General features: G+C 70.7%; 13 protein-coding genes and 1 pseudogene. 10 read left to right on the top strand and 4 right to left on the bottom strand.

What is annotated here, in order from left to right; all coding sequences use genetic code 11:
- Positions 1–22: 22 nt before the first annotated feature.
- Positions 23–274: a helix-turn-helix domain-containing protein gene (locus tag VSR01_RS22240; RefSeq protein WP_326450924.1), complete on the top strand. Its 252-nt coding sequence runs from the start codon at positions 23–25 to the stop codon at positions 272–274.
- 19 nt (positions 275–293) lie between these two features.
- On the opposite strand, the gene VSR01_RS22235 is transcribed toward VSR01_RS22240, so the two are convergent.
- Both VSR01_RS22235 and VSR01_RS22230 read right to left on the bottom strand, forming a co-directional pair.
- Entirely contained in the window at positions 294–518 is a 225-nt protein-coding gene (locus VSR01_RS22235) for a DUF397 domain-containing protein (protein WP_326450923.1), read from the bottom strand.
- Entirely contained in the window at positions 519–1,382 is an 864-nt protein-coding gene (locus tag VSR01_RS22230) for a helix-turn-helix domain-containing protein (RefSeq protein ID WP_326450922.1), read from the bottom strand. It lies immediately after the preceding gene.
- A gap of 241 nt (positions 1,383–1,623) precedes the next feature.
- Between VSR01_RS22230 and VSR01_RS22225 the strand changes: the two genes are divergently transcribed.
- The 3 genes from VSR01_RS22225 to VSR01_RS22215 all read left to right on the top strand — a co-directional run bounded on the left by VSR01_RS22225 (position 1,624) and on the right by VSR01_RS22215 (position 2,877).
- A complete protein-coding gene (locus tag VSR01_RS22225) occupies positions 1,624–2,055 on the top strand; it encodes an ATP-binding protein (RefSeq protein WP_326450921.1) in 432 nt (143 codons plus the stop codon).
- On the top strand, positions 2,052–2,396 hold the full coding sequence (locus tag VSR01_RS22220; RefSeq protein ID WP_326450920.1) for a hypothetical protein: 345 nt from the start codon (positions 2,052–2,054) through the stop codon (positions 2,394–2,396). Before VSR01_RS22225 ends, VSR01_RS22220 begins: the two co-directional genes overlap by 4 nt.
- Before the next feature lie 109 nt (positions 2,397–2,505).
- Positions 2,506–2,877 (top strand): hypothetical protein, encoded by a 372-nt coding sequence (locus VSR01_RS22215; protein ID WP_326450919.1) that lies wholly within the window; start codon positions 2,506–2,508, stop codon positions 2,875–2,877.
- A gap of 419 nt (positions 2,878–3,296) precedes the next feature.
- On the opposite strand, the gene VSR01_RS22210 is transcribed toward VSR01_RS22215, so the two are convergent.
- On the bottom strand, positions 3,297–4,445 hold the full coding sequence (locus tag VSR01_RS22210; RefSeq protein ID WP_326450918.1) for a helix-turn-helix domain-containing protein: 1,149 nt from the start codon (positions 4,443–4,445) through the stop codon (positions 3,297–3,299).
- A 3-nt stretch (positions 4,446–4,448) separates the two neighbouring features.
- On the bottom strand, positions 4,449–4,880 hold the full coding sequence (locus tag VSR01_RS22205; protein WP_326450917.1) for an NUDIX hydrolase: 432 nt from the start codon (positions 4,878–4,880) through the stop codon (positions 4,449–4,451).
- Between the two features lie 177 nt (positions 4,881–5,057).
- Between VSR01_RS22205 and VSR01_RS22200 the strand changes: the two genes are divergently transcribed.
- The 6 genes and pseudogenes from VSR01_RS22200 to VSR01_RS22170 all read left to right on the top strand — a co-directional run bounded on the left by VSR01_RS22200 (position 5,058) and on the right by VSR01_RS22170 (position 11,539).
- The gene (locus VSR01_RS22200) at positions 5,058–5,876 is read left to right on the top strand and encodes a TauD/TfdA family dioxygenase (RefSeq protein WP_326450916.1); all 819 of its coding nucleotides are present in this window, start codon (positions 5,058–5,060) and stop codon (positions 5,874–5,876) included.
- A gap of 203 nt (positions 5,877–6,079) precedes the next feature.
- Positions 6,080–6,265, top strand: coding sequence for an FxLD family lanthipeptide (locus tag VSR01_RS22195; RefSeq protein ID WP_326450915.1), 186 nt, complete (start codon positions 6,080–6,082; stop codon positions 6,263–6,265).
- Between the two features lie 91 nt (positions 6,266–6,356).
- Positions 6,357–8,392: pseudogene (locus VSR01_RS37880) on the top strand (lantibiotic dehydratase family protein).
- Entirely contained in the window at positions 8,389–9,459 is a 1,071-nt protein-coding gene (locus VSR01_RS22180; protein WP_326450912.1) for a lanthionine synthetase LanC family protein, read from the top strand. The pseudogene VSR01_RS37880 and the gene VSR01_RS22180 overlap by 4 nt, the downstream one beginning before the upstream one ends.
- Before the next feature lie 36 nt (positions 9,460–9,495).
- Complete coding sequence (locus VSR01_RS22175) at positions 9,496–11,289, top strand: methyltransferase, FxLD system (RefSeq protein WP_326450911.1); 1,794 nt, start codon at positions 9,496–9,498, stop codon at positions 11,287–11,289.
- A complete protein-coding gene (locus tag VSR01_RS22170) occupies positions 11,243–11,539 on the top strand; it encodes a hypothetical protein (protein ID WP_326450910.1) in 297 nt (98 codons plus the stop codon). Before VSR01_RS22175 ends, VSR01_RS22170 begins: the two co-directional genes overlap by 47 nt.

Genomic DNA, 11,539 nt, shown 5'->3' with positions numbered 1-11,539 from the left:
AGACAGCAGGAAGGAATTCTCCGTGGACCGTCCCGCAGGCCCCCGCACCCGTACGGCTCCTCGCCGTCTTCACCAAGAGCCGGAAGTGGTGCGCTGGGCGCGCGAGAAGGCGGGCCTGACCAAACGAGCTCTCGCCGAGACCATCGGAATCTCCGAGCAGTTGATGGGTGAGATCGAGTCCGGCTGGCGCAGCGCCACTCCGGCGAACCTCAAGAAGATCGCCGACGCTCTCAACTGCCCTCTCGTGGCACTCGAACGCAAGCGCTCCCCGTGACAGACCGGCGGCGAAGCGATCAGGGACGGAGGAGGTTCTCCTGGCCGGCCCGCACGCTCTGGGTGAAGAGGTCGTAGTCCTTACGGGAGATGATCAGCACCTTGGCCTCGGGATCACCCACGTCGACCGAGTCACGCAGTGCGACGACCCCGTCCACGAAGGCCACCTCAAGGCAGTTGTTTCCCCCATTGGACAGGTCGCTCTTGACCCAGTGGGCGTCCGTGAGATCAACGTTCTTGTTCATTCAGCTGTCCTTGATCAGTTCGCGAATGAGGCGTCGGCTCGCCTGTACGTCGAGAGCCTCTTCGCGGAGGGTGTCCAGGGCGGTTCGATAACGGTCGACGATGCCATCTTCCTCCAGGTAGATGGACGTTGTCTTTGTCTCGACCATGGCGACCGGCGATCCGCCGGGGAAGTGCAGGAGCTGGAACGGACCGTCGAGCCCTGGGTGTGCTCCGGCACTGAACGGCAGGATCTGGATCACGATGTGTGCGTGCTCCTCGGTCACGTCCAGGAGGCGCTGGAACTGCCCGCGCATGACCTCCGGGCCGCCGACGACGCGGCGCAGAGCCGCTTCGTCGAGGATGCACCAGACACTGAGGGGATTCTCCCGGGCCCATGCGGCCTGCCGTGCGATCCGGAGGTCTACGAAGCGGTTCACCTCGCGCTGCGACGCCCACACCTGGCTTCGTTCCACGACGGAGGTCGCGTACTCCCTGGTCTGGAGGAGCCCCGGGACCATGTGCAGGTACGACTCGTGTTTCGAGGCCATTCCTTCCAGGTGCAGGTAGTCCTCGAACTCGGCGGTCTGGATCGCCTCCTTGTACTCGTCGAGCAGGTTCGTTCGCTTGCTGGACGAAGCGAGCGCAGCCATGGCCTTGATCTTGGCGACGGTCTCTTCGCTGTCCACCGCGTAGACGCTCAGGAACGCCGTCAGTCCGAGACCAGAGACCCGCTGCTTGCCCGTCTCGATCTTGCTGAGCGCGGGTTTGCCGGCCAGGCCGAGGCGCTGCGCCGCTTCCTCGAGGCTGAGACCGGAGGCGAGCCGCAGCGAGCGGAGCGCCGAGCCGAACCGCCTGCGGTGCACGTTGGGCCGTGCTTCTGCCATGGTCTCGCCTCTCTCGTGATCGCTTGAAGGGTAGCGCCAGCAACGTTGCTGGCATATGCCAACTTCCTCGCATGAGCAACGTTTCTGTTCACTCTAGTTGCTAGAAACGTTGCTCATACGCCAGAGTTGCTCTCGGACAGCGATGCCGACTCTCCGTACTGGCGAAGTCTCTGTCCGGAGTGCGGCCCAGCCTGCCCGTCGGCACGTCGTGCTGCCTCCAGCGATCCCGGAGGGACTACCAGTGACCACCACTCACACACGCGCCCACGCCCGCACGGCCGACGTACCCAGCAGTTTCAGCGGGTCCTGGCCCTGCGAGCTCGAATCCGCGGTCTACGCGAAGAGGTTGGTCCGGGATGCGTTAACCGCATGGGGCATCGGCCAACTCGGCGCGGACGCCGCGCTCGTCGCCTCCGAACTCGCCGGCAACGCCATCCAGCACGCCGGCTGCCAGTCCTTCCGACTCAGCATCGCCCTGCTCGCGCAGCGCCGCATCCGCATCTCGGTCTCCGACCAGGGCGGGGCACTGCCGGAGATGCTCCGCGCACCCGACGAGGAATCCGAGAGAGGGCGGGGCTTGTTGATCGTGGCCGCGATCGCGGACCGGTGGGGCACAGAAGTTGTGGGCCCGGACAAGACCGTCTGGACCGAGTTGTCGACGGAACGTCCGTGACAATCCGCCGACCCACCGGCGCGGACGGCCGGCCCGACCGCATCGCACCCTGGCGGCTCCCGCCCATCGCGGACTTCGACGACGGCAACCGCTGGGCCACCGGCCGCTGCTGGTTCTGGTGCGGCCGCGAGACCACCCGAGTCGTCTGGCTCGGCCCGGCGTCCGTCCACGGCGTCACCGCGGACGTCTTCTCCTGCGCGCCATGTGCGCAGGCACTCGCCGATCACATCATCGAGTCCCAGATGATCAAGGACCGATCTCCCGCTTCCGGGTTCGCAGCAGTCGGCGCGCCCCGCCACACGCTCCCTCCACCCGCCGGGCGGCACCGCCGTCTGCCCTGACGACCACGGCCTACAACGACAACTGACCGCACCGGCCGTCGTAGGCCGTGCACGGCCAGCGCGCACCAGTGAACGTCTTCTCCGACACAAGAAAGGGCGCCGCCCGGACGTGACCGAACCACACCCCGACGACGACGGCAGTACCAGGACGGACCGCTTCTGCGAAGCCGGCTACCTCCTCCTCACCGAGAACCTCCGGAACGACATCCGCAAGCTCGACGACAGGGTCACCCCCTACCACGTCGTCGACGAGATCATCTGTCACCTGGCGGAACACGACGACACCGTCGACCACTTCGCCATCGTCTACGACCACCTCCCCGGCCACGACTCCGGAGCCATCTGGACCCGCTGGAACCAGGACCCGCCCACCACCGTCTTCCTTCTCCCCGACTGCACCAGCTGCTCCCCCGGAATCGGCAAACCCTGCGGCCTCTTCGCCGCCCACCCCGGCAACCACACCTGGGAGATCGGCGGGTGAAACACACCGCCCGCTCGACGAGGCTCGCTGCCGGCGACCGTCGACACGCCATGCCGTCCGCATCAGCAAGCAGCCCGCCCGGCCTTCAGCGACTGCCCGGCGCAGGCCGGCGCGCGTTCGGTCCGTCGAAGGACTCGGTGTGCGTCGCCCTCGTAGGCGGCATATGCGGCCGCGTCGTAGCCGAACCGTCCCGTTGCCCCTCCGCCCGCGCCGGATTCCAGTCCCCGTGCGGCCGTGGCACGACCGGCGTCGGCTTCCCGTTCCCGGCCGCGTTCGGCGAGCGTGGGGAGTTGTGCCCAGGAGTGCGCCTGGGTGCGTGGCAGGCCGGCGGGTGCGCGGGCCGTTGTCTTCTCGATGTGTGCCGGGGCCTGGACGTGCTCACCGGCGGCGCGGGCGAGTATCGCCTGGGCTCCCCGGGCTCAGGCCGCTATGTCCGCCCGCAGCCGTGCGAGCGTGTTCTGCGCCTGCTCACGGACGTCGGGCAAGGAGTCGCTGGCGCGGACCACCCGCTGGACCTGGTGCGGCAGGCGGTGCAGTTCGGCGCCCTGCAACGCGGAGCGCATCTGCGCGGCTGCCGCGTCACGGCCGCCGCGCCGCAGCAGGACTTCGCCGGCGGTGATCGCGGAGATGATGCGCCACTGCGGGCTGGCCTGCAGGCCCGGGGCAGGGGAGCGTGCAAGCAGGTCCACGGCTTGCCGGGTCCGGCCTGTGGCGGCCAGCCCGCGCAGGTGCACCTCGTGGACGGTGAACTCGGAGAACAGCGGGGTGACGCTGGCCGTTTCGAGCAGGCTTCGGCATTCCGCCACGGCATCGTCGAACACTTTCGTGGCGCCGGCAGTCCCTGCGGCGCGGGCCAGCAGGATGACGGCCGCCGCACGTTCGTCCGCGGTACGGGAGAGGTCGCGGGCGCGGCCGAGCCGTTCGAGGGCCGCGTGGTGCAGACCGGCCTTGCGCAACTCGTTGCCGTGGTGGCGCAGAGCGTGGGCGTGAAGCGTGGGGTCGTCGAGGCGGCGTGCGACGGCTACGCCCTTTCCCGTCCAGCGGGCCGCGGTGGCGAGGCGTTCTTCCGGCAGGACGTGGCCGAGGGCGACGCCGAGGCCGACACGGGCGCGGGCGAGCAGACGCAGAACGTCGGTGTCGGCGTGCCCGTCGGCGGCGCCGGCTTCCAGGCGGGCGACGAGAGGCCAGAGTTCGTCGACGGCAGCGGCGGCGTGACCGGCCTGGCGGGCGATGTCGGCCAGTCGCAGCACGCTCTCCCCGAACTGGATCATGGCCCGGTGGTCTCCGTCGGCGTCGTCGGTGATACCGAAGACGTGGGGTGGCAGGCCAAGGCGCTCGGCGATGTGCCGCAGCGCACCGATGTCGGTGATGGTTCGGCTCCCTGTCTCCACCCTGGAGATGTACGAGGTGGAGTAGCCCAGGAGGACGCCGGGTTCTTCCTGCGGGAGGTGGTTCAGCTCCCGGTAGAAGGCGAGGATCTCGGACAGGCTGCGGCGGCGCAGGATGGCCTGGGCGCGGGGAGTCGTCCAGTGCCAGCGGATGCCGCCGTGGGCGTTCGGCCGGCTCACCGGTCACGCCCGGTCGTGCAGTTCGTACCAGCGGGCGATCGAGTCCTTGTACCCCTGGGGCATGACCAGGCCGGGGACTTCGTGGCGGTGGAACAGCCCTGCTTCCTTGTGTTCGTGGCTGACGACCGGCGGCCGCCCGGTGTCCGTCGCGGTACAGCCGTAGGTGACGATGAACACCTGTCGGCCGGGGATCGGCTCGTACAGCCACACGTCGAGCAGGTGGCCCGCACGTGCTCCCCAGCCGCTCTCCTCGCGGATCTCGGTCTCGACCCGCTGCTCGGGCGTCTCCGATCCCTCCAGCTTCCCGCCGGGCAGCTCCCACTCCGCCCGCTCATTTTTCAGCAGCAGGACCCGTTCCTGCGGGTCGAGGACGACGCCCTTGACCGAGATGGGAAAGGTCGCTGGCACGTAGGGCTGTTCAGACTGTCCGGTCATCTCTTCTTCCGCAGTGAGCGAGCGGGCATGGGGTCCGTCGAACGTAGCAGTCGACCGCCGGCGAATACCCGCGCTGCGGGTGAGCGGGCTTTGACAATCTGTCACTTCACTACGGGCCGATGCGTCCGAGACAGTGGGTCCACTCCCATCCGCCCGTTCTCACCAGGGGGATTCTCCATGCCTTCATTCCGTACCGCGGTTGCGTCTGCGGGCGAGGAGTTCACCCCCGATGCCCTGGGCGGCGAGGCGCTGGAGCGAGCCGCGGCGGCGCTGCGCGACCGCGGACTGATCCGGCTCGGGCGGCTCGGGGGACGCGGGGGCGTTCTCGGTGCTGCGGGGCGGCTGATGTCCGCGGTGTGGCAGCACCGCGACGCTGATCCGGACGGTCTGACCGTCATCCGTGACACCGGCCGGCATGAGGGCCGACCGGGCTTCGCCGGCCTGGGGCGCGGCAGCCTCGCGCTGCACACCGAGTGTGCCCAACTGCCGCACCCTCCCCGTTTGCTCTTGCTGGCATGCGCACGGTCAGCCGATGCCGGCGGTGAGAGCTTGCTGGTGGACGGCCGGACCGTTCTCACCGAACTCGCCGACGTCCGCCCTTCGGCGCTGGAGGCTCTCGCAGCGCCACGGGCGGCGTACTTCGGGGGTGTGGACGGCCACTTCGCCCCGGTCTTGGAGCGTCTTGCCAACGGTCGGTGGCGACTTCGGCTGCGCCAGGATTCCCTCGCCCGCTTCTCTCCGGAAGCCGAAGCGCACCTGCCGGCGCTACGCCGAGCCATCGAGCGGAACACCATTCGCCTGACCTTGTTCGAGGGGCAGGGGATCGTGCTGGACAACCACCGCTTTCTGCACGGCCGCACCTCGTTCGTCGGAGAGCGGTTGCTTCTGCGGGCCCTCGGACAGCCGACTCCCCATCTCGCCTTGCAGCCTGGCTTCCCGGCTCTGTGGTCCAGGCCGAGCCCGGCCGACGCCGGAGTGGCTGTGGACCGTGGCTGACAACGTCATTCGCGTCGAAGTGCGACCTGCGATGCGGTCAGGAAAAACGTCCGCAGACCACCCCGCAGCCTGCCTGCGCGGCACTCCAACTCCCAGGCGCCACGGCCCAGGTGACTGCGCCGGTCATGGCCGTCTGGGCGCAATCTCCGGGGTCCGGCCGGATTCCGGTGGCCCGTACCGTTCACCATCCCCAGGAGGCATGCATGACCGCCGTCCAGGCCACGAGGCCGACCGCTCCCGCTCAGGCGGACCCCGTGAAGGTCGACAACGACCCGTTCGGGCTCGACATCACCTTCATCGAGGGCACGCCGGCGACCGAAACGACCCTGATGTGCAGCACGGGCGACACCTGCGGCAGCTCCTGCCCCAGCGCCTGCACCACTTCGTAGGCGGGACCGCCTTGGCATCGGGCCGGGCGGGACTCTCCCCGCCCGGCCCACCCCGTCCGTCCGCGCGACGCAGAAGAGGAGGAGAGCGCTGATGACACGGCAACGGCCCAGCTTGTACGGGGGCGCGGGGCAGGCCATGCTGCGCGCCACGGTCCACACGACGGGGCCCGCCATGCCGCCCTGGCCGACGCATACGGCGCCGGTGGAGGAGTGGCGGTCGTGGCTGAGCGCGGTGTGGTCCGACAGCGACTTCCGGCGGACCGTGTCGCAGGCGAGCCCTCACCTGGCGGGCCAGGTGCTGGCCATCATCGACGGCCGCACACCGAAGGCGCGCAGGGTTCGCCGGGCGGCGCTGTCCACGGCCCGTTACGTGATCCGCTACACCCATCGCTCCATCCCGTACGGCCTGTTCGCCGGAGTCGCCCCGCTCGGCTTCGGCCACGCCACGTCTGTCCGCTTCGGTGGGGAACACCAGGCCGTCGCCCGCCCCGACCCGATCGGGCTCGACGGGATGCTCAGCGCCTGGGAGAGCGACGCCTCCCGCATGGCCGACGCCGAGGTCTGCGTCAACAACCTGATCCGTCGGCGGGACCGGCACGTCCACGTGCCGTCCGAGGGTGATGCCGAGTTCCGCCTCGCGCTGAGCCCCGCATTGCGCCTCGTGCTCGACGTGGCGCGGTCCCCGATCGGCTACGACCAGCTGTCCGACAAGCTGGCCGCGGAGTTCCCCGCCATGAGCGGGACCGCGCTCGACCGGCTGTTGGGTGAACTGCTGCGCGTGCGGTTGCTGCGCTCCTCGCTGCGCGCGCCCGCCACCGTCACCGACCCCGCCGGCGTCCTACCTCCGGCGGCGCACCCCCAGACAACAGGACCGCGGACCGCATGCGACCTGCGACTGGACGCCGAGGTGCGGCTGCCCGGACAGGTGCTGACCGAAGCGGGGACCGCGGCGACCGTGCTGGCCCGCCTGGTCACCCATCCGAACGGGACACCGGCCTGGCGGCGGTGGATCGAGCAGTTCTCGGAGCGCTACGGCGAGAACGCCACGGTGCCGGTGGAGGCGGTGACGGACCCCGACCGAGGATTGGGCTTCCCGGCAGGGTTCGTCACGGCGAGCGAACCGCCCCGGCCGATGTCGCGACGTGACCGCCTGCTGCTGGAGCTTGCCGGCACGGCCGGCGTCGAAGGCAGCCGCACTGTCGCGATGACCGGAGCGATGATCGAGGAGCTCGAAGCAGCAGGCGACAAGCCCTACGGCCTGGCGCCCCACCTCGAACTGGCGGTGCAGGTCCACTCCTCCTGTGTCCCGGCTCTGGACCGGGGGACTTCCGGCTGCGCGTGCTGACCGTCTCCCGCTCGGCCGGATCGATGACAGGCCGGTTCTGGCACCTGTTCCCCGGCGTCGCAGCGACGTACGCGAACCTGCCTACGGTCGATCCGGAGGCGGAACTCGTGCAGCTCTCCTTCCACGCCGGACGTGTGCCGGCCGACCTGCTCACCCGCGCACCGCAGGCCCTGCCCCGCGTCGTCAGCGTCGGCGAATTCCGGCACCCCGACCCGCACGTCCTCTTCCCCCGCGACCTGGCGGTGACCGTCACCGAAGGCCGCCCGCAGCTGGTGGAGTCCGCGACGGGCAAGCCTCTGGAACTGCTGGCACCCACCGCCATCAACTTCCAGTGGAACAACTACACCCCGCCGATGGCGCGCTTCCTCAGCGAGATCAGCAGGGCCGCGTCCCCGCAAGTGACCTGGTTCGACTGGGGCGCCGCCTGGGCCCTGCCCTTCACCCCGGCCCTCACCTACCGGCGCACGATCCTCACCGCCGCCCGGTGGAGGATCCACCGCCGCATCCTGCCCGCCCGCACCGCCCCACTCCACCAGTGGGCGGAGCACCTCCACGCCTGGCGCGCCCGGTCCGGTGTGCCGGACCGGGTCCTGCTCGCCGAGGACGACCAGCACCTTCCCCTCGTCCTGACCCGCGACATCGACCTGGACCTGTTACGCGCGCATCTGGACGCCAGCCCCTTCGGCATCGCCACCTTGCACGACGCACCCCCGCCCGGTGCCGACGGGTGGATCGGCGGCCGGGCCCACAGCATCGTCATCCCCCTGGCCAGGCGCTCATGACCACGACGACCGTGCCCCGCACACAGGACCTGTCCGAGGGCGCCCTGGGAATGGCCCTGCTCGACATCGAGCGCCGTGACCTGCCCACCGCCCGCCGCCACCTCACCCAGGCCACCGCCGGCGGGGTGAGCACCGGGACCAACGCCAGCCTGTTTCACGGCGCACCCGCCCTGGAGTTCGTCCTGGCCCGCGCTCACGGAGCCGGCGACGACATCCGCACGGCCGTCGACCGCGTCGTGGACGCCCGGCTGGCTGCCGCCCACCGCCGCCAGGCGTCCGGCGCCCTGCCCCACCTCGCCGAATGGGACCTCGTCCGCGGCCTGACCGGGCTCGCCGCGCTGCTGCTGACCCGCCGCCCGAAAGCACCCCGGCTGCCCGACGTGCTCGCCTGCCTCGTCTCGCTCGCCCACCCCGCCCGCAACCACGGCCGGATACTGCCCGGGTGGTGGTCGCCGGTCGGCCCGGACGGGAAGGAGATGGCCGGCGGGCACGGCAACAACGGCATGGCCCATGGCATCGCCGGGCCCCTGGCCATCCTCTCCCTCGCCCTGCGGGAAGGCGTCAGCGTACCCGGCCAGGAGGAAGCCGTGGGCGCGTTCGCGACCTGGCTCGACCGGCACGGCACCCGCTACTGGTCCACCGCAGCTCACCTGGGCGCGGAGCAAGCGCCCGTCTCGGAACCGACCCGCCCCTCTTGGTGCTACGGCCGGCCCGGTACCGCGCGTGCCCAGCAACTCGCCGCGCTCGCCCTCGACGACCCCGCCCGGCGCCAGGCAGCCGAGGACACCGTCGAGGCCATCCTGACCGACCCGCTGTGCCTCGCCCGCATCACCGACTCGACCCTCTGCCACGGCTGGGCCGGTCTGCTCGTCCTGACCCGCGCGGTCGCCGCCGACAGCCCCGCACCCCAGCGTTTCGCCCCGATCGTGCAAGACCTGCACCGGAGGTTGGCCGCCGACTGGGAGCACCTGACCAAACGCGGCGTCATGGAGGGCCGTGCCGGCGCGCAACTCGCCCTGAACGCCACAGACGCCACCGGCTGGACCCGCGTCCTCCTGCTCACCTGACCCCTTCCCCGCCGCCCCACAAGGAAATCCCTGCCCATGAGCTTCGACGACGAGAACCTGCCGCTCCCTCGGGACAGGTCCTGGTGGCACGCCTCCGTGGTCTTCCCCGACTCGCACACCGATGCGGCCCGGGCCCTGGCGACCGCGCTGGCCGGGCGCCGCTTCCACTTCCTGCGCAAGGACGCCGGGGTGCGCCTGCGTACCCCGCAGCCCGCCGCCGACCTGCTGGACCAGCTCGTCGCCGACCGTGTGATCACCGGCTGGACGGGCGGGATCTACGAACCGGAGACCCTTGCCTTCGGCGGCCCCGAGGGCATGGACGTCGCGCACGACGTGTTCTGCGCCGACAGCCCGGCCGCCCTCGCCGAGACCGGCGCCCCCGGCGCCCGCGAGCGCGGCGTGATGCTGCTGTCCGCGATGATCCGCGCCGCCGGTCTTGACCCGTTCGAAGCCGGCGACGTCTACGCCCGATGGGCAGCCCTCCGGCCTCCCGTCACTGCGCCCAAGGGGCACCCGCTGGAGCAAGCCGCTTCGGCGATGCGCCGGCTGATGAACGCCGACGCCGCCCTGCGCCCCGACGCCGAAGCCGGTTGGGTCGAGCGCGTCGCCGCGTTCGAGGACGCCGGCCGCCGCCTGCACCGGCTCGCCGCTGACGGCCGACTCACACGCGGAATCCGGGGCGTCCTCGCCCACCATGCGATCTTCGCGTTCAACCGCGCGGGCGTGCCCGCCGACGTGCAGGCGGCCACCGCGTGGCTCGGCCGTCACGTCGCCTTCTCCACCGGAGAAGGAGCGGACGTGTCCGCCCGCAAGTCCGACCGGGAGGACCCAAGCCTCCCCCGAACGGAGACCACCGTGACACCCGTGACCGACACCACCCGGCTGAGCGAAGCCCTCGCCCAGCGCCTCGTCGACAGCGGCCACCTGCGCACCCAGGCGGCCATCAACGCCTTCCGCACCACCGACCGGCACGCTTTCCTTCCCGGTGCCGACCTTGACTCCGCGTACAAGGAGGACGCGGTTGCGATCAAGCACGACGAGCACGGGGAGATGATCTCCTGCATCTCCGCGCCCTCCATCGTCGCCACCCAGCTCGAACAGCTCGGCGCCGCGGCCGGCCACAAGGTCCTCGAAGCCGGTGCCGCCACCGGTTACAACGCCGCCCTCCTCGGCAAGATCGTCTCCCCCGGCGGACAGGTGTGGACCCTCGACGTCGACGAGGACCTCGTCGCGGGCGCGGACAAGCACCTCGCCGACGCCGGCGTCGGCAACGCCACCGCAGTGGTGGCCGACGGCGCGGAAGGACTGCCCGAGCACGCCCCCTATGACCGGATCATCTTCACCGTCGGCGCCGGCGACGTCCCTGTGAACGTCCTCGATCAGCTTGCGGCCGGCGGGCGCCTGGTCCTTCCGATGCGCGTCCGCGGCAGCATCTCCCGCTCGTTCGCCTTCGAACGCGACGGCGACACGTGGAAGACCGTCTCCTGCGAGATGGCCACCTTCATTCCCCTGCGCAAGGGCGTCTGCGACGACGTGTACACCGTCGTGCCGCTGGCCGGAGAGGGCAACGCCCGCCTGGAGACGTTCAGCGAACAGGACATCGACCGCGACGCGCTGCACCGTCCTCGACCGGCAACAGACCAAGATCTACACCGGAGTGAAGTTCCGGCAGGGCTCGGCGTGGGAGTGGCTGTACCTGTACCTGGCCTGCGTGCTGCCCAACGGCCTGTCCCGCCTGCCGGGGAAGCGCCCCGGGTTCACCCCGCATTTCGGCTGGGGCTCGATGGCGGCCCTCGACGGCGGGTCGCTGGCGTACCTGACCGTACGTGAGGGTGCGGACGAGCGCGGCCGCTACTGGGAGATCGGCGTGATCGGCCACGGCGAGGCAGGTGCCGATCTCGCCGAGCATGTTGTGAGCGAGATCCGCGCCTGGGACGCCGGCGGCGGCAACGACGCCCCCGAACCGGGCTTCCGGATGGCCGTCGCCGACTGCCGCGACCGGCTGGCGGCGGACGATCCCCGCTTCGTCATCGACAAGCCCTACAGCCGACTCGTCGTCGACCGGGCGCGCAAGGGCTGA

This window comes from Actinacidiphila sp. DG2A-62 (assembly GCF_035825295.1).
Classification (GTDB): Bacteria; Actinomycetota; Actinomycetes; order Streptomycetales; family Streptomycetaceae; genus Actinacidiphila.
Note: the sequence above shows the minus strand (reverse complement) of the source record. Positions and strands in the feature narration are given on the sequence as shown.

Coding starts and splice junctions, on each gene's coding strand:
- VSR01_RS22235 (WP_326450923.1), bottom strand. CDS start 518: ATGAACAAGAACGTTGATCTCACGGACGCCCACTGGGTCAAGAGCGAC.
- VSR01_RS22230 (WP_326450922.1), bottom strand. CDS start 1,382: ATGGCAGAAGCACGGCCCAACGTGCACCGCAGGCGGTTCGGCTCGGCG.
- VSR01_RS22205 (WP_326450917.1), bottom strand. CDS start 4,880: ATGACCGGACAGTCTGAACAGCCCTACGTGCCAGCGACCTTTCCCATC.
- VSR01_RS22200 (WP_326450916.1), top strand. CDS start 5,058: ATGCCTTCATTCCGTACCGCGGTTGCGTCTGCGGGCGAGGAGTTCACC.
- VSR01_RS22195 (WP_326450915.1), top strand. CDS start 6,080: ATGACCGCCGTCCAGGCCACGAGGCCGACCGCTCCCGCTCAGGCGGAC.
- VSR01_RS22180 (WP_326450912.1), top strand. CDS start 8,389: ATGACCACGACGACCGTGCCCCGCACACAGGACCTGTCCGAGGGCGCC.
- VSR01_RS22175 (WP_326450911.1), top strand. CDS start 9,496: ATGAGCTTCGACGACGAGAACCTGCCGCTCCCTCGGGACAGGTCCTGG.
- VSR01_RS22170 (WP_326450910.1), top strand. CDS start 11,243: ATGGCGGCCCTCGACGGCGGGTCGCTGGCGTACCTGACCGTACGTGAG.